The following is a 17,099-nucleotide window of genomic DNA, read 5'->3' as shown; positions in this document are numbered from 1 at the left end:
TAAATTGAATACATAATTATGGGGGCTGAAGGCTTCGGTCTTCAGCCCTCGTTTTATTACAGGCTATTAACGACTATGAGAAAGGTGGTTGCCGAATGTTTAAGGTAACATTTTCATTCGAAGATGGCAGTGTGGTAGAAGCTTATGCCAATGCGGGGGATAATTTACTCGAGGTTGCACGGGGAGCCAATGTGGCGATCGATGCACCATGTTCCGGAAACGGAGCCTGCGGAAAATGCCGTGTCCAGTTAAAAAGCGGAGAACTGGAGAGCAAAAAGACATTACACATTTCTGATGAGGAATATCAGGAAGGATGGCGCCTTGCATGCTGCAGCAAGATCAGTGCAGATGTAAATGTGCTGGTACCTGATATTGCATCTGCCTATAAGAGCAGAATGAAAGTAGCTGATTTAAGCTCTAAAGAGGAAATAGCCATTTTTGAAAATGCCAAACGAGATGTGGAACTTGCTGGCATAGAACTGAAAAACAGTCTTGAGGTAGTGGATGTTGTCATGACTCCGCCATCTTTAGACGATACAATGCCGGATAATGAGAGACTGACACGTGCCCTGCGCAAATATTTAAATATCAGCAGAGTCCGGATTCCTTATGCAGTTTTAAAGAAACTTCCGGATGTACTGCGAGAGAATAATTTTGCAGTGAAGTGTGTGATTCGTGCTACATCTGATGATATGTTTGTATATGATATTTTCGGTAAAGATGAAGATGTAGTGATCGGTGGTCTTGCAGTAGATATCGGTACAACAACCGTTTCAGCTGTACTGATTAATATGGAGAATGGTGATATTCTTGCAAAGAGTTCTGCCGGAAACGGACAGATTCGTTTCGGTGCGGATGTAATTAACCGAATCGTGGAATCACAGAAACCTGGCGGACAGAAAAAACTGCAGGATGCTGTCATCAAGGAAACAATCAATCCTATGATCCATGAGATGTGCAGAAGTGCAAATTTCCCGGCAAACCGTATATACAGGATGTGTGTAGCATCCAACACAACTATGAATCATCTGTTTGCAGGAATCAATTCTGATCCATTACGTACAGAACCGTATATCCCTGCATTCTTTAAGACCAATTCCCTTTTTGCTTCCGATGTGGGAATTGAGATTAATAAAGATGCCCATATTATTATGGCACCAAATATCGGAAGCTATGTAGGCGGTGATATCACAGCCGGTACAATGGTCAGCCAGATCTGGAACAGACCAGAGTTCTCACTTTTTATCGACCTTGGTACAAACGGAGAGCTTGTATTTGGTAACTCAGACTTTATGATGAGCTGTGCATGTTCTGCAGGCCCTGCCTTTGAGGGTGGTGACATCAGCTGTGGTATGCGTGCAACAGATGGTGCAATCGAAGCATGTACCATTGATAAAGAGACGATGGAACCGACTTACAAGATCGTAGGTGATCCGGGAACCAAACCTGTAGGTTTGTGTGGTTCCGGCATCATCGACGTAATCAGTGAACTTTATATCTGCGGAATCATCAACCCGAAAGGTAAATTTATCCGCGAAGGTAAGAGAATCAAACATGATAAATATGGAATGGGAAGCTATATCCTTGCTTTTGAAGAAGAGGCAGGATCAGTAAAAGATGTCGAGATCACAGAAGTTGATATTGATAACTTTATCCGTGCAAAAGGCGCGATCTTCTCAGCTATCCGTACCATGCTGACTTCTCTGGACTTTGATGTGAGCATGATTGATGATGTCTATGTTGCAGGTGGTATCGGAAGTGGTATTAACATGCAGAATGCAGTCAACATCGGTATGTTCCCGGATATTCCAATCGAGAAATTCCATTATATCGGTAACTCTTCCCTGACAGGTGCATATCTTATGCTTCTGTCAACACCGGCAGAGAAGAAGACATACGAACTGGCTTCTAACATGACATATATGGAACTTTCCACAGTTCCGATCTATATGGATGAATTTGTAGGAGCATGTTTCATTCCTCATACAGATACCAGTATGTTCCCAACAGTAATGGAAGAGGTTCAGAACCGCTGATATTTATACGGCATACGGCAGGTTACCGGGAGTGAACCGTAACGATTGCCGCGCCTGAATGAATAAAAAGTAACAGGGCAGGCAAGTATATTTTGTCTGTCCTGTCTGTGGAGACTTAGAATGGCTTTTAGCTTAAATGATTTAAATTATGAAAAAGACAGCAAGGAAAGAATGCCATGGGAGCATTATACACAGGAGTTTGCAGCGGCAGATCCCAAAGAAATAGCTTCAAGGCTGTCCATTCCTTACGATGAAGAAACAAAAACACTGACATTAACTTTTCTTGGAACACAGTATCAGATTACATGGCCGGATTTTACAGTAACACATACGCCGGATGATAGAGGCTTTTATCCGCTGGAAGATATGATTTATGCCAGAATCCTGACCATTCGTTTTCTCTTAAATGGAGTGAAATCTGAAAGTTCCGGAAAATTTAAAACATATCGTGAGATGCCATGGGGCGAGGTATATTTAAGGCAGTTTGACGGCAGATGCATCAAACGTCTGGCATTTTCCTATGGAAATCGTCTGGGAGATTTCAAAGCAATTATGGAGCATATCAAGGCAGTTTCTGTAAAGCATGGTGATATTGCTTATGAAGTGGAGATTTTCCCGGAATACAAAGTGCAGATGATCCTCTGGGAAGGCGATGATGAATTTCCACCGTCTTCACAGATTCTCTTTTCTGACAACTTCCCTGTTTCTTTTCAGGCAGAGGATATGGCTGTTATGGGAGATGTGATCATCGGTTCACTGAAAGCATACCTGAAATGCGTTCAGAAATGACAAATGATATCAGGATTATAGAGGTTGCAGGATAATCCGCAGATATCAGAGTCAAATAAGTAAATATAAACAGAAAGAAAGAGGGAGAAAAAATGGGATTTTCAACAAGTACATGTACAGAATTCGTTGAAGTTCTGGCATCCAAGGCTCCGGTTCCGGGCGGCGGCGGTGCGTCTGCATTAGTTGGTGCAGTAGGAACTGCTCTTGGAAATATGGTAGGAAGCCTTACTGTAGGAAAAAAGAAATATGCGGATGTTGAAGACGAAATGTACGAATTAAAAGCAAAATGCGATCAGTTACAGAAGGATTTCCTTCGTCTGATTGAGCGTGATGCAGAAGTATTCGAGCCATTATCAAAGGCATATGGAATGCCAAAGGAAACAGAAGAAGAGAAAGCTGAGAAAGCCAGAGTTATGGAGATCGTATTAAAAGATGCCTGCTCTGTACCAATGGAGATCATGGAGAAATGCTGTGAAGCAATTGAACTGATCGTAGAATTCGGTGCAAAAGGCTCTAAGCTTGCCATCAGTGATGCAGGCGTTGGTGCAGCTTTCTGTAAAGCAGCATTACAGGGTGCCAGCCTGAACGTATACATTAACACAAAATCCATGGCTGACAGAGAGTATGCAGAAGAATTAAACAGAAAAGCAGATGCGATGCTTGAGAAATATACAAAGATCGCAGATGACACATTCAACAGCGTACTTGGCAGACTGAAATAATAGTAAATAAAATAGAAATTTCTGTATTGTTTTCCGTCTCTTTTAACAAAGTGTAAAGTTATTTATTAGATGTAATTTTTACAGAGTGCATATGATTTATGAGGCGATTATGCTGAAATCATTCAGATACAGTATAGAATAATAACGTATAATTTCGGAGGGAACGACAAATGGCTAAGCAGTTATTAGGTAAAGAAGTAACAGCAGCATTAAACGAGAAAATCAAAGCAAACGTAGCAGAGCTTCAGGGAAAAGGAGTAAATCCTACCCTCTGCATTATTCGTGTTGGTGAAAACCCAAGCGATATATCCTATGAAAGAGGAGCAACAAAACGTTGCGAAACTTTAGGTGTTGCATGTGAAAAGATTTTACTTCCGGAGGACGTTGCTCAGGAAGAGCTTCTTGCAACTATCGATAAAGTAAACAAAGATGACAGTATTCACGGCGTATTATTATTCCGTCCGCTTCCAAAACATCTGGATCAGGCAGTGATCGAAAACGCACTTGCTCCTGAAAAAGACGTTGACTGTATGACAGACCTTTCCATGTCCGGTGTATTCACAGGTAAGAAAATCGGTTTCCCGCCATGTACACCACAGGCTTGTATGGAAATCCTTGATCATTATGGAATCGACTGCACAGGCAAAAAGGCAGTAGTGATCGGAAGAAGCCTTGTTGTTGGTAAACCTGCAGCAATGATGCTGGTTAAAAAGAACGCAACTGTTACAATCTGCCACACAAGAACTGTAGATATGCCGTCTGTAGCACGTGAAGCAGATATCATTATTGTAGCAGCAGGCCGCGCCGGTGTTGTTGGTGCCGAATATGTAAAAGAAGGTCAGACAATCATCGATGTAGGTATCAACGTAAATGCAGAAGGTAAACTCTGCGGTGATGTTGATTACGCAGCAGTAGAGCCTATCGTAGATGCTATTACACCTGTACCTGGCGGTGTTGGAAGTGTAACAACTTCTGTACTGGTTGGTCATGTGGTAGAAGCTGCAATGAGAAAGGTAAACGCATAAGATGAAAAAAGTGCTGGGAAAAAATTTCTGGCTGCTTATGACAATGACAGGTGCCCTGATGTTCGGGGCACCTGCTTTAGTAAGTGCCAGTGAAGGGACAGCGTCCACTGATACAGAAAACAGCGCGGCAGACGATGCTGCAAATACCCCAGATGACGATACAATAGCTAAAACAACTGATAGTACAGAAAAAAACAGTCAGGAAACTGACCATTCAGGAGAGGGCCAGATCTCCAAACCCAAATATCTCGAAAATGCAGAAAATAGCGGAGAAGAAGTTATCTCCGATGAAGACCCGACAGATAATACCTATGGATACTACACGATTATGGGCGGAACAACTGTTTCCGTTGATGAAATGTGTTCATTATACAACAATCAGGGATGCACTTACCCATCTGAAGAACTCAGTGGCGGCGGAGCATCTGATATAGATACCTTCTGTAACATTATTGTAGAGGAGGCAAATGCCGAGAATGTACGTGGCGAAGTAGTCTTTGCGCAGGCAATGCTGGAAACCGGATGGTTGAGTTTCGGCGGTGATGCGGGAATCGACCAGTTTAATTTCGCAGGTCTTGGAACAACCGGAGGTGGGGTCAAAGGAATCGCATTTCCTGACGTAAGAACAGGAATCCGTGCTCAGGTTCAGCATCTCAAAGCCTACGCCTCCACAGATTCCCTGAATCAGGAATGTGTAGATGAACGCTTCGATTACGTGACAAGAGAGACTGCACCTTACGTGGAATGGCTGGGAATCCAGGAAAATCCTTATGGCGGTGGCTGGGCTGCAGGAAAGGATTATGGAAGTAAATTAAGAAAAATACTGACAGATTTGAAATCCGGGACATAAAAACGGAACTTAGCGTCTTATTTACATTGTTTTTCTGAACTGCTGTGAATGATTTTTAAATTCTTAAATAAAGAAAGGATGTTGAGTAAAATGAAAAGAAAATTGATGATCTGTGCAATGGCTTTGTGTATATGTGCAGGATTGGCCGGTAATACTGGAGCGGTCAGTGTATGGGCATCCGAAGGATCATCTTCGGATGCTGTCCGGATAGGTGTCTTGAAAGGTCCGACAGCAATGGGAATGGCGCAGCTTCTTGATGAAGACGGATACGATTTTACCATTGCTGCATCTCCGGATGAGATTGTTCCGATGGTAGTACAGGACAAGCTTGATATTGCAGCTGTTCCGGCAAATCTGGCAGCAACGTTGTATCAGAAGACAGATAAGGATGTCAGTGTTCTGGCGGTCAATACGTTGGGTGTTCTCTACATTGTGGAGAATGGAGACAGTGTAAAATCTGTGGAAGATCTTAAGGGAAAGACCATTTATGCCAGTGGAAAGGGTGCAACTCCGGAATATGCCCTGAACTCTGTTCTTAAAGCGAATGGAATCGACCCTGAAAAAGATGTGACTGTTGAATATAAATCTGAGCACGCAGAGGTGGTTTCCGCACTTGTGCAGGATCAGACAGCAGTTGGACTTCTTCCACAGCCTTTTGTAACTACAGCGCTGATGAAAAACGATAAGCTGAAAGTTGCCCTGAATCTGAATAAACTGTGGGAAGATTCCATGGATGACGGAAGTAAACTTGTGACAGGTGTTGTGATCGCAAACAATGAGTTTGTTCAGGATCATGCAGATAAAGTAAATGATTTTATGGATGCGTATAAAGAATCTGTAGATTTTGTCAACAGTGACACAGAAGCTGCGGCCCAGATCATAGGAGATCATGATATTATTGCAAAAGAAGTTGCACAGAAAGCAATCCCTGACTGCAGTATTGTGTTTATTGAAGGTGATGAGATGAAAACCATGCTTTCAGGATATCTGGCAACTCTGGATGATCAGAATCCTGAGATTATAGGAGGACAGTTGCCGGATGATGCATTCTATTACAAACGATAGAGCAAAAACTGACAATGGAACGAAATATACAGGAATTCGTATATTAGCAGTGCTTTTCTGGATTGCAATCTGGCAGTTTGCGAGTATGTATCTGAAACAGGAGATCCTTCTGGCATCTCCTGTTTCTGTTATCCAAAAGCTTTTTGAACTGATTTTCAGCAGAAATTTCTGGTATTCTGTCGGATTTAGTTTTGTACGCATTGTGACAGGATTTCTTCTGGCTGTGTTTCTGGGAATCTTTCTGGCAATATTGGCATATTGGTCAAAAACAGTGGAAATCCTGATAGCACCTGTGATCGCAGTGGTCAAATCTACACCTGTGGCATCTTTTATTATTTTGTGCCTGATATGGATTCCTTCGAGAAATCTGTCGGTTTTTATTTCCTTTCTTATGGTTCTGCCGGTGATATATACAAATATCCTTGAAGGAATACGACAGACGGACAGGAAGATACTGGAAATGGCAAAAGTATTTCGTGTGAATCTCAGAAGACAGATCAGGTATATTTATGTATCGCAGGTACTGCCTTATTTTCTCTCTGCATGCAGACTTTCACTTGGGATGTGCTGGAAAGCAGGAGTGGCAGCAGAGGTTATCGGAGTACCCTCAGGTTCTATTGGAGAGAAGCTGTATAATGCAAAAATATACCTGAATACTCCTGATCTTTTTGCGTGGACGATTGTGATCATTGTGATCAGTTTTGTATTTGAAAAGTGTTTTCTTGGAATTGTAAGCAGGATAGTTTATATGATAGAACATAGATAATAGAAGTTTTGATTTATGATAATCCTCTTAAATGTATTATTTACGAGGTATGTTACAGGCGGAGAAAAGATATGGATATAAAGGTAGATCATGTCAGTAAAGCATACGGAGAGCAGCAGGTACTGCGAGACTTGTCCTGTGTTTTTCCGGAAGGGAAAACCACTTGTATCAGAGGAAGATCCGGATGTGGCAAAACAACACTGATACGGCTTCTTCTGAGACTGGATGTTCCGGATAAGGGGAAAATAAAAGGGGTAAGTAACAGGAAACTCAGTGCAGTATTTCAGGAAGATCGTCTGTGTGAAAATCTGAGCGCTGCTTCTAATATAAGACTGGTATGTACAGAAACAATAACAGACAGAGAACTGGAGGAGGCGTATAAAGCAGTTGCGCTTACTGAAGTTTGGCAGAAACCGGTTCGTGAACTGAGTGGAGGAATGCGCAGGAGAGTATCTATCCTGAGGGCATTGCTGGCTGAATCAGACTGTGTGATCATGGATGAACCTCTCAGAGGTCTTGATGAAAAAACCAGAGCAAAAACAATTGATTATATTTTGAAAAAGACGGAGGGAAAGACGTTGATCTTTGTTACTCATGAAGAAAAAGAAGCAGTTTGGTTAAAGGCTGACAGAACAGTAGATATATTGACAAAGCATTAAAATTAATGAAAAACTAAATTTCGGTTATAGATTATAGCGTGTTTGAAAAATCATTTCTACAATCTTCAAACACGCTATAACTCCAAAAGAGGAAAAGCTTATGATTACATTAAATGATTACCTGTATTCAGGAGATACGGTTTTAAAAATTTTACAGAAATATACCCGGGATCTGAGAAAAGAAGCGAAACTTACTCATAATGAGATTGATATGATGCATGTGAATTTCCTGATTCAGATCACAGAGCTTTTAGAACACAATGATTTCCTTACGGCCCAGTCCCAGAAGATCCGGGAATTTTATAAATATATGGCTCATGAATATCCGTTTCTTGCGTTTACATTTAAAGGAAGGATCAAATCGCTGATCCGGGCAGAAGAGAAATTTAACGGCTATATTGTGGAATATATTTACGATTATTATACAAAACATGGAACCTATCCTCCTGTGTCGGAACTGAAAAATAAACTCAGTTGTTTTCGGGATTTTATTGCATACAGAATTGTGTTGTGTATGCCCAAGTGTCATCTGAAACCAGGAGAAGATCAGGAAACGGCGTCGATCCGCTATCTTTATGAGATTGCCAATGTTCTTCCCGGGTTCCTGGAAGAACGAGGGTTTACGGTGGAGTCTGCCTATGGAGTAAAGAAAAGTACGTCGCCGCTTCTTAATGAAGATGTGAAGATGTATTACCGGGATTATATCTGTGGAACCAGCGGGGAAGGATATCAGTCATTACATATCACAGTTTATGATAACAGTTCCCGTTCTTTCATGGAGGTGCAGCTACGTACTCAGAAAATGGATGACACTGCGGAAATTGGTCCGGCGAATCATCTGGGATATGAGAAGAAACAGCAGGATGAGCGTGCAAGACGTGATGCTATTCCAGAAGGCGAGTGCGTTTATTTTGATGAAGCCTATGAACGGGGCATGCGTCTTTTGCAGCTGGAACTGGCAGATCTGGATGTAAATATGTTTTCCGCAGTAGATAACAGTCTGATCAATGATGGGTGCGGACTGTTCAGGGGAAGACTGATATTACCTTATGAACATTTGTCAAGATTTCAGAATGATGTGATTGATTGAATAAAACACCTATCTTTTGCTGTATAAAAATACAGGGAAATGACAAAAATTGATAAAATATGTAAATTTTTAGTTATATTTTAGGCATTCTATGGTACACTGATATAGTATATTAAAAATGGGAGGGAAACTCGAAAATGAGCAAAAAAGAAGGAAAAGGGTTAAAGTCTTTTAACAAGGGGTTTCAAGTGCCTGACACCTACATTATTATCTTTTTAGTAGTTGTTGTCGCTGCACTTCTGACTTTCCTTGTGCCAAAGGGATTTTACGAAACACAGGATATTTCGTATATGATCAATGGTGTTGAGAAAACCCGTACAGTAATCAAAGACGGAAGTTTCCAGTATCTGACAGATGATGCAGGAAATGTAGTAACAGAAGGAGTAGCACTCTTTAGTGGAGATGGTGGAACAGGATTCTTCAACTATATGTATAACGGAATCGTAAGCAGTTCTGCAATCGAGATTATCGCATTTCTTATGGTAGTAGGCGGTGCATTCGGTATCATGATCCGTACAGGAGCGATTGAATCCGGATTGATTGGATTGATCCGTAAGGCAAAGGGAGCAGAAAAATTGCTGATTCCGATACTTTTCGTATTGTTTTCTCTTGGTGGAGCAGTTTTTGGAATGGGAGAAGAAGCACTTCCGTTTACTATGATTCTTTGTCCGTTGTTTGTAGCAGTTGGATACGATTCAGTTATTGCAGTTCTTGTTACTTATGTTGCAACACAGATTGGTTTCGGTTCATCATGGATGAATCCATTCTCTGTAGGTATTGCACAGGGAATTGCAGGTATTGACGTATTCTCCGGAGCAGGATTCCGTATGGTAATGTGGGTAGTATTTACAGCACTCGGCTGTGGAATGACTATGTTCTATGCATCAAAGATCAAAAAGACTCCGACAATCTCAATCGCATATAAGACCGATGCATATTTCCGTGAGCAGAATGAAAAAACAGGAATTGACGAAGGACATTCATTTGGTCTTGGACACATTTTAGTTCTTCTGACACTGGCTGCTACAGTAGTATGGGTAATTTGGGGAGTTATGACTCAAGGATACTACATGCCAGAGATTGCTACACAGTTCTTCATTATGGGAATTGTTTCCGGTGTGATCGGAGTTATCTTTAAACTGAACGATATGAAACTGAATGATATCGCAACATCATTTAAAGATGGAGCAAAAGACCTGATTGGTGCTGCACTTGTTGTTGCTATGGCACAGGGTATCATGCAGGTTCTTGGTGGATCTGATCCGACAACACCTACGGTTATTAATACAATTATGTATAATATTTCAAATGCACTGTCTGGAGTTTCCGGAGCAGTTGCAGCAGTACTTATGTATCTGTTCCAGTCCGTATTCAACTTCTTCGTTGTATCCGGAACAGGACAGGCTGCAATCACAATGCCGATCATGGCTCCACTGTCAGACCTGTTAGGCGTTTCACGTCAGACAGCTGTAGTTGCATTCCAGCTTGGTGATGCATTTACAAACCTGATTGTTCCTACATCTGGATGTCTGATCGGATCTCTTGCAATTGCAAAGATTGAGTGGTCTAACTGGATTAAATTCATGTGGAAATTCCTTGGCGTATTAATGATTGGTGCAATTATTACAATTCTTATTGCAGTTGGAACTGGATTCTAAAACATACATTTGATAATTGAGAGTGATTTATGATGAAATTAATTCAGAATATTGATGTCTATGCCCCACAGCATCTGGGGAAAAAAGATGTACTTATAATCAATGATAAGATTGTCAAGATTAAAGATGCAGGCTCTATATGCGCAGACGGATTTCTTTCTGAGGCAGAAATGATCAATGGAGAGGGGTTACTTTTAACTCCGGGATTCATTGACTGTCATGTTCATGTACTTGGAGGCGGTGGCGAAGGTGGATTCGCCAATCGTACTCCGGAAGCAACTATGGAAGGACTTACGAAGTTTGGAGTAACAACAGTTGTTGGCTGCCTTGGAACGGATGGAATCGGTCGTGATATGTGTGCACTGGTTGCAAAGACAAAAGGATTGAATGAGCAGGGAATGTCTGCATACTGTTATACAGGCAGTTATCAGATTCCGGTTCACACGTTGACGGACAGTATTGTCAAAGATATTATGATGATTCAGGAAATCATTGGAACCGGAGAAATCGCGATTTCTGATCATCGTTCTTCACAGCCGACTTTTGAGGAATTTGCGCGTGTCGTTGCGGATACAAGACTTGGCGGTGTTCTTTCCGGGAAAGCTGGTATTGTAAATGTTCATCTTGGCGACAGTCCGAGATGCTTAGATCTTATTGAACGAGTGGTAGATGAGACAGAGATACCGGCTTCTCAAATACTGCCAACACATATCAATCGAAATGAGATGCTTTTTGGCAAGTCGATTGAGTATGCGCTGAAAGGCGGAGCAGTAGATTTTACCGGAAATGAAGATATTGACTATTGGGAAACTATCTGTGATGAGGTACGTGTATGTAATGGTATTAAACGGATGCTGGATGCAGGAGTAAATCCTGACCGCATGACAATTTCTTCTGATGGACAGGGAAGCCTTCCGATGTACAGTAGTGATGGCGAATTCCTTGGAATGGGCGTTGGACAGTCCAGCTGCCTTCTGAAGGAAGTAAAGGAATGTGTATTTAAAACAGAAATTCCTTTAGAAATAGCTATTTCTACAATTACATCTAATCCGGCAGATATTCTTCGGCTCAAAGGAAAAGGTAAGGTTGAAGAAGGCTATGATGCGGATCTTTGTATTCTTGACCAGGAACTTCAGCTTGTTGAAGTAATTGCAAAAGGGAATACAGTTTATACAAAATAAAGTATATTGATGTTAAAAGCACCAGTCATTCAGTTGGCTGGTGCTTTTTGCAATATTAAATTCACTTTAATAAGCACTTTATGATATAATAGGCTTGTAGTCTTTTACAGATATAAGAACGGGTATAAGGAGAATATAGTATTGATTAATCAGACAGCGAAGAAGATTTTGAAAGCTCTGTCTTTTGATGGTGTGGAAGTAGAAGCATTTCGTCATATGGCGGATTTAAAACGATTGGATCCGATGAAGATTTTTTATAAAAAAATAGATGAGAAAATATATAACGGGAGTCATGCAGTTCCGATTCGTATTTTCTTTCCAACTGAAAAAAGTTTTCGTGAGAGTGAAGAAAAGAAACATAATATTCAAGATAAAAAGATGCTTTTGTTTATACATGGCGGTGGCTGGGTTACAGAGAGTATCGATAATTATGAAAGAATTTGTGCCCGGCTTGCTAATGCAACCGGACAATATGTAGTTGCAGTTGAATATCGACTGGCACCGGAAGATAAATTCCCGGCAGGTCTGGAAGATTGTTATGCCGTTGCGAAAACATTATATTCCGGAGATTTTATGCTCAACATAAAACCCGAAAATATTACATTGATCGGAGATAGTGCCGGAGGGAATCTTTGTGCAGCATTATCTTTGATGGCTAGAGATTATGGAGAATTTATGCCAAAAAGACAGATACTGATCTATCCGGCTACATATAATGATTATACAGAAAATTCACCATTTCCATCTGTTAAGGAAAATGGAACAGATTATCTTTTGACAGCTGGGAAGATGCAGGATTATATTGATCTTTATGCGAGAAATAAAGAGGATAAGAAGAATCCTTATTTTGCACCATACATAGCAGAAGATTTAGCGAATCAACCTGATACATTGATTCTTACATGTGAATTTGATCCACTTCGAGATGAAGGGGAAGCATATGGGAAGCGCTTAAAAGAGGCTGGAAATTATGTGGAGATACATCGGATCAAAGATGCATTACATGGATATTTTGCGTTGGGGATCAAGCAGCTTCATGTACAGGAAAGTTTTACCTATATCAATGAATTTCTGAAAGAGGAAACACTGTGAGTAAGAAAAAAGCACGTTGGAGAAAACTAGATAATGCAGCAAAATTATATTCTGCTGCCAGTAATAAAAAAGATACGAGAGTGTTTCGTTTTTACTGCGAATTGAAAGAAGAAGTAAATCCTGACGTTTTGCAGGAAGCATTGAATCAGACAATAGAAATATTTCCTACGTTTTTAATGGTGCTTCGCAAAGGATTATTCTGGCATTATCTTGAGCCATGTAATTTACGACCGATTGTAAAGGAAGAGTACAAAGAGCCTTGTAGTAGACTCTATATAAAGGATAAGAAGACACTGCTTTTTGAAGTAACCTATTATAAAAAACGAATCAACTTCGAAGTATTCCATGTATTGACAGATGGCACAGGAGCGACAGAATTTTTAAAAGAACTGGTAAAAAATTATCTCTATCTTATTCACAAAGTAAATGGATTAGAACCAGTTTCATTGTTACCAGAAGATATGACGGTACAAGATCAAGAAGTTGATAGTTTTTTGAAATATTATTCAAAAGATCAGAAACGACCGAAAAAAAGAAAACTACATGCTTTCCAGATACGGAGAAAAAAGAAAGATGGAAATCATCTGCACGTCCATGAATCTGTTGTTTCAGTTCAGGCAGTATTGAAGCGGAGCAGGGAACTCGGAGTATCTATGACAGTCTTTTTGACAGCATTATTTATGATGGCAATAAATGAAGAAATGTCTAAAATGCAAAAGAAAAAGCCGGTCGTGTTAATGGTTCCGGTTAACTTAAGAAAGTTTTTCCCGTCTTTATCGATGCTGAATTTTTTTAATTGGATCGAGCCGGGATATAATTTTACTACACAAGATCAAAGTTTTGAGGCAATACTGAAATATACGAAAGAATTTTTTGAGACAGAACTGACAAAAGAAAAGATGTCAGCACATATCAGCGAGTTGCTTGCTTTGGAACTGCATCCGATTCTGAGGCTTGCACCTTTGGAATTGAAAAATCTATGTATTCAGGCTGGGGCAAAATATTCAGAGAAGAACACGACAGCAATCTTCTCTAATATGAGTGCGGTTAAAATGCATGCGAGTTATGTGCCTTATATTGAACGATTTGGTGTGTACACAAACACTCCTAAGTTTGAATTGTGTTTGTGTTCTTTTCAGGATAAATTATCATTTGCATTTACATCCAGATACGACACAGTGAACATTGAACGTAATTTTTATCGCTTGTTAAAAGAACAGGGAATTGCATCTGAAAAAGTAAAACCTGAATTTCCAAAGACAGATGAGCCAAGCGAACAGGAAATGAAAGTCTATAAAATTTATAGCTTTCTGTGTATTGCAATTGTTGCAGCAATGCTTGTTACGGAGTGTAATTTCCATCCTAGAATTCGCTGGACCTTATTTACAGCCGGAGGCGTTGTGACAATGTGGATTGCCTCATCGATTGGCTTTTTTAAACGCTATAACTTGCTGAAAAATGCGATGTGGCAGCTTTTTATCGGTACTATTATCTGCTTTATATGGGATGCACTGACCGGTTGGCACAGTTGGTCTGTAGATCTTGTGCTGCCAATCATGAGTGTATCTACACTTATAGCGATGTTTGTAACCGCTAAGGTGCGGAAAAGCCCTGTGCGAGAGTATCTTATTTACGAAATTATGGCTGCCGGATACGGATTGATTCTTCCGGGAATCTTACTCTTATGCAAAGTGGTGAAAAATCCAACAGTAAGTATGTTTGGAGCGTTAATATGTTTCCTGTTTCTTGTAGCAGTGATATTGTTTAAAGGAAGAGAATTTAAAGAAGAGATGCAGAAAAATCTGCATGTATAAAATAGTGTTGATGAAACATTAGAGCGTGTCTGAAAAATCATTCCCGCAATCTGCACGCCCCACTTTGCGGGATATTTCACCCGAATTCAGTTGCCGTAGCCCACTACGGCGCCCTCATCCGGGCAAAATATCCCACAAATTGTGACGCACATCTTGCAGAAAGCCTTTTTCAGACACGCTCTAAAAATGCTGAACTGAATAATTTCACTTTGTCAGAAAGCATTGTTAGAAGTAGCAAAATAAAGGAGTATTTAATTATGAAGTATGAAACAATAGACAGAATTAGAAAATTTACAGAAGATCGAAACTGGGATCAGTTTCATTCGCCGGCAAATCTTGCAAAATCAATCGTAATTGAGGCAGCAGAGTTATTAGAGTGTTTTCAGTGGTCTGATGAAGAATATGATCTGCAACATGTCAAGGAGGAATTGGCGGATGTTTTGGTTTATAGTCAGAATCTGTTAGGCAAACTGGAACTGGATGCAGATGAAATCATAAATATGAAGATGTCGCAGAATGAAGCAAAGTATCCGGTAGATAAGGCAAAAGGGAGTGCGGCCAAGTACGATCAGCTATAATAGTGGAAAAGGAAGAGGCGTTATAAGAACAATGATAAAAATACTATTTATATGCCACGGCACTCTTCGAAGAACCCCTTAAAAAGTCAGTAAAATCAATACTTGGAAGATATTTGTGGGGAAGAAATAACCCGAAAATAACCCATAGATTTTTGTGTGAGTGTTACAAGATAAATAATTATAATTTAGGGATGTGACATGATGAGAATGAAAGCTGTAAGAATTCTAATAGTGGAATCTTATAGCTTTTTTTATAAATGAAGTTGAAAGTAAAATCTTTACAACTTGGTATAGCGTGTTTTAAATGTAAAAAAACAGATAGTTCTTTACATATAGATGTAACAAAAGAGGTGCTTTTGTGAAGGTCGTTTATGAGGTGAGGTAAAGAGAGGGGATAGAGGATAGCGGAAGGAAAGGTCGCAGAAATGCGGCCTTTTTTAGGGGGCAAAGCGTGTTCCTTTTTTGGTACATGTGAAGAGTTAAGATTTATTTATAAAAACCAAAGAGGAGAGAACTGTGAATGGAAAAAATGGAATTTATTTATACAAGTGGTTGGGAGAAATTTGAGCAGTATTGCAAAGAGTTGTACCGAGGATATTTGAATAGATATTGTCAAGGAAATGAAAAAGCGTGTGAAGACGAAATCAATAAAGCATATGCAATGGGAATGAACTTCATTCGGGAGAAAGTAAAGGAAAATAAAGAAATTTTGAAACAATTATGGGTAGCGGCGTTTATTGGAAATTTGGCAAGAAAATATGATTTGACAGTTACTGTAAGAACGCAGTCTTGTGTGTTTATTCTTGGCTTGTTCAATCTGCTGCCTTATGATGCTATGAAGACAACGAGTATAAATTATCCCTTTTCAAATCTTTCTTTGACGGAATATGAAGTTGGAGAACTGTTTTATAATACGGCGAAACGGGAAATAGAAGCATTCTTTCATGATAGTGGACAGGAAATTCTGTGGTTGGGTTCTGTGGAAAAAGATGAAATACAACCAATAGGGATTGCTGTTTTACCAGAAGGCAAGACTAAATTAGATTACATTAAGAATTGTGTCAAATTAACAGATGGTTCTATAGGGTTAATAGAAGAAACGACAAGTGCTTACAACGAGACAGAAGAATTTATTGCGGAAATCTATTATTTCCTACCAACAAAAAGAACTACAAAACTTGATATGGATATTTGCGAGGGCTTAAAAATTGACAAAACAGAAAATTTTGTTTGTTCATGGGGAAATATGATTGAAACAGGATTTATGACCCCGGAAGAAGAAGTGAGATTTCAATATCTCAAACCTGATACCGAGTTTGAAATGATGGAAATATTGGCATTATGCATGGCAGATGTAAACTATCCGGAATTAGTAGATGAGAATATATTGTTTAGTGTATATCCATTTACAAGAGAAGATGTATTTAGATACTTAATAAATATATCTATGTCAGAGGAAAATGCATGTTATTGGACGGAAGTAATTCGTAAAGGACAGTTTGCAGATAAATATGAAAAAGGAAATAATAAAAACGAGGCAGATTATTTTGATGACAGTGAGGTTGAGATGTTTAAGGCTGTTAAATATTTGCCTTCGGAGATTTTGGTTTTAACTACGTATGAATTATATAAGAGGTGTGCAGTACAAAATAAGATTACCCAAATTCGCGATTTGGAAAGGCAGAAAGAATGGTTTGGTTACTGTTCAGAGGTTAGCTGGACATGAGAAAACCGATGGTGTAGACTAATAACAGTCAAAGCCATCGGTTTTCTT

At 39.8% G+C, this 17,099-nt stretch carries 15 protein-coding genes and 1 pseudogene; 15 read left to right on the top strand and 1 reads right to left on the bottom strand.

The genetic code is table 11. From position 1 onward, the window contains the following. Positions 1 to 95 precede the first annotated feature (95 nt). The 13 genes from acsV to I4V44_RS13230 all read left to right on the top strand — a co-directional run bounded on the left by acsV (position 96) and on the right by I4V44_RS13230 (position 14,747). Positions 96 to 2,036, top strand: coding sequence for a corrinoid activation/regeneration protein AcsV (gene acsV / locus I4V44_RS13290; RefSeq protein ID WP_118569228.1), 1,941 nt, complete (start codon positions 96 to 98; stop codon positions 2,034 to 2,036). Between the two features lie 120 nt (positions 2,037 to 2,156). After that, positions 2,157 to 2,825, top strand: a complete 669-nt coding sequence (locus I4V44_RS13285) for a DUF3786 domain-containing protein (protein WP_118572220.1) — start codon at positions 2,157 to 2,159, stop codon at positions 2,823 to 2,825. A 92-nt stretch (positions 2,826 to 2,917) separates the two neighbouring features. Next, entirely contained in the window at positions 2,918 to 3,547 is a 630-nt protein-coding gene (locus tag I4V44_RS13280; RefSeq protein ID WP_008703872.1) for a cyclodeaminase/cyclohydrolase family protein, read from the top strand. A 170-nt stretch (positions 3,548 to 3,717) separates the two neighbouring features. Continuing rightward, positions 3,718 to 4,572 carry a bifunctional 5,10-methylenetetrahydrofolate dehydrogenase/5,10-methenyltetrahydrofolate cyclohydrolase gene (locus I4V44_RS13275; RefSeq protein WP_019161829.1) on the top strand — a complete coding sequence of 285 codons (855 nt, stop codon included), beginning with the start codon at positions 3,718 to 3,720 and terminating at the stop codon, positions 4,570 to 4,572. Position 4,573: 1 nt separating this feature from the next. After that, positions 4,574 to 5,422: a glucosaminidase domain-containing protein gene (locus I4V44_RS13270; RefSeq protein WP_243098031.1), complete on the top strand. Its 849-nt coding sequence runs from the start codon at positions 4,574 to 4,576 to the stop codon at positions 5,420 to 5,422. 90 nt (positions 5,423 to 5,512) lie between these two features. After that, positions 5,513 to 6,487: an ABC transporter substrate-binding protein gene (locus I4V44_RS13265; protein WP_243102261.1), complete on the top strand. Its 975-nt coding sequence runs from the start codon at positions 5,513 to 5,515 to the stop codon at positions 6,485 to 6,487. Then, positions 6,465 to 7,253 (top strand): ABC transporter permease, encoded by a 789-nt coding sequence (locus I4V44_RS13260; RefSeq protein WP_118593295.1) that lies wholly within the window; start codon positions 6,465 to 6,467, stop codon positions 7,251 to 7,253. Before I4V44_RS13265 ends, I4V44_RS13260 begins: the two co-directional genes overlap by 23 nt. Positions 7,254 to 7,324: 71 nt before the next feature. Then, complete coding sequence (locus I4V44_RS13255; RefSeq protein ID WP_118593292.1) at positions 7,325 to 7,912, top strand: ATP-binding cassette domain-containing protein; 588 nt, start codon at positions 7,325 to 7,327, stop codon at positions 7,910 to 7,912. A gap of 100 nt (positions 7,913 to 8,012) precedes the next feature. After that, complete coding sequence (locus I4V44_RS13250; RefSeq protein WP_062807829.1) at positions 8,013 to 9,002, top strand: guanosine polyphosphate pyrophosphohydrolase; 990 nt, start codon at positions 8,013 to 8,015, stop codon at positions 9,000 to 9,002. 137 nt (positions 9,003 to 9,139) lie between these two features. Next, on the top strand, positions 9,140 to 10,660 hold the full coding sequence (gene yfcC / locus I4V44_RS13245) for a putative basic amino acid antiporter YfcC (protein ID WP_118593293.1): 1,521 nt from the start codon (positions 9,140 to 9,142) through the stop codon (positions 10,658 to 10,660). 32 nt (positions 10,661 to 10,692) lie between these two features. Then, positions 10,693 to 11,841 carry a beta-aspartyl-peptidase gene (iadA, locus tag I4V44_RS13240; protein ID WP_044952676.1) on the top strand — a complete coding sequence of 383 codons (1,149 nt, stop codon included), beginning with the start codon at positions 10,693 to 10,695 and terminating at the stop codon, positions 11,839 to 11,841. 141 nt (positions 11,842 to 11,982) lie between these two features. Then, positions 11,983 to 12,933 carry an alpha/beta hydrolase gene (locus tag I4V44_RS13235; protein ID WP_207744258.1) on the top strand — a complete coding sequence of 317 codons (951 nt, stop codon included), beginning with the start codon at positions 11,983 to 11,985 and terminating at the stop codon, positions 12,931 to 12,933. Next, positions 12,930 to 14,747 carry a DUF6320 domain-containing protein gene (locus I4V44_RS13230; protein ID WP_118593294.1) on the top strand — a complete coding sequence of 606 codons (1,818 nt, stop codon included), beginning with the start codon at positions 12,930 to 12,932 and terminating at the stop codon, positions 14,745 to 14,747. The genes I4V44_RS13235 and I4V44_RS13230 overlap by 4 nt, the downstream gene beginning before the upstream one ends. A gap of 68 nt (positions 14,748 to 14,815) precedes the next feature. Here I4V44_RS13230 and I4V44_RS18330 read toward each other — a convergent pair. Next, positions 14,816 to 14,899 (bottom strand): annotated as a pseudogene (locus tag I4V44_RS18330) (DUF6783 domain-containing protein); the annotation flags it as partial. A gap of 105 nt (positions 14,900 to 15,004) precedes the next feature. On the opposite strand from I4V44_RS18330, the gene I4V44_RS13225 reads away from it, so the two are divergent. Together I4V44_RS13225 and I4V44_RS13220 are read left to right on the top strand one after the other, a co-directional pair. After that, complete coding sequence (locus tag I4V44_RS13225) at positions 15,005 to 15,325, top strand: nucleotide pyrophosphohydrolase (protein ID WP_196002837.1); 321 nt, start codon at positions 15,005 to 15,007, stop codon at positions 15,323 to 15,325. A gap of 520 nt (positions 15,326 to 15,845) precedes the next feature. After that, on the top strand, positions 15,846 to 17,051 hold the full coding sequence (locus I4V44_RS13220; RefSeq protein ID WP_196002836.1) for a hypothetical protein: 1,206 nt from the start codon (positions 15,846 to 15,848) through the stop codon (positions 17,049 to 17,051). Positions 17,052 to 17,099 lie beyond the last annotated feature (48 nt).

Source organism: Blautia sp. 1001283B150304_161114_C9, assembly GCF_015668165.1.
GTDB lineage: Bacteria > Bacillota > Clostridia > Lachnospirales > Lachnospiraceae > Blautia_A > Blautia_A wexlerae.
This window is presented reverse-complemented; position numbering and strand designations above follow the sequence as displayed.

Bases quoted from the DNA above. Each gene is read 5' to 3' on its own strand.
- acsV (WP_118569228.1), top strand. From the start codon at position 96: ATGTTTAAGGTAACATTTTCATTCGAAGATGGCAGTGTGGTAGAAGCT.
- I4V44_RS13285 (WP_118572220.1), top strand. From the start codon at position 2,157: ATGGCTTTTAGCTTAAATGATTTAAATTATGAAAAAGACAGCAAGGAA.
- I4V44_RS13280 (WP_008703872.1), top strand. From the start codon at position 2,918: ATGGGATTTTCAACAAGTACATGTACAGAATTCGTTGAAGTTCTGGCA.
- I4V44_RS13275 (WP_019161829.1), top strand. From the start codon at position 3,718: ATGGCTAAGCAGTTATTAGGTAAAGAAGTAACAGCAGCATTAAACGAG.
- I4V44_RS13270 (WP_243098031.1), top strand. From the start codon at position 4,574: ATGAAAAAAGTGCTGGGAAAAAATTTCTGGCTGCTTATGACAATGACA.
- I4V44_RS13265 (WP_243102261.1), top strand. From the start codon at position 5,513: ATGAAAAGAAAATTGATGATCTGTGCAATGGCTTTGTGTATATGTGCA.
- I4V44_RS13260 (WP_118593295.1), top strand. From the start codon at position 6,465: ATGCATTCTATTACAAACGATAGAGCAAAAACTGACAATGGAACGAAA.
- I4V44_RS13255 (WP_118593292.1), top strand. From the start codon at position 7,325: ATGGATATAAAGGTAGATCATGTCAGTAAAGCATACGGAGAGCAGCAG.
- I4V44_RS13250 (WP_062807829.1), top strand. From the start codon at position 8,013: ATGATTACATTAAATGATTACCTGTATTCAGGAGATACGGTTTTAAAA.
- yfcC (WP_118593293.1), top strand. From the start codon at position 9,140: ATGAGCAAAAAAGAAGGAAAAGGGTTAAAGTCTTTTAACAAGGGGTTT.
- iadA (WP_044952676.1), top strand. From the start codon at position 10,693: ATGAAATTAATTCAGAATATTGATGTCTATGCCCCACAGCATCTGGGG.
- I4V44_RS13225 (WP_196002837.1), top strand. From the start codon at position 15,005: ATGAAGTATGAAACAATAGACAGAATTAGAAAATTTACAGAAGATCGA.
- I4V44_RS13220 (WP_196002836.1), top strand. From the start codon at position 15,846: ATGGAAAAAATGGAATTTATTTATACAAGTGGTTGGGAGAAATTTGAG.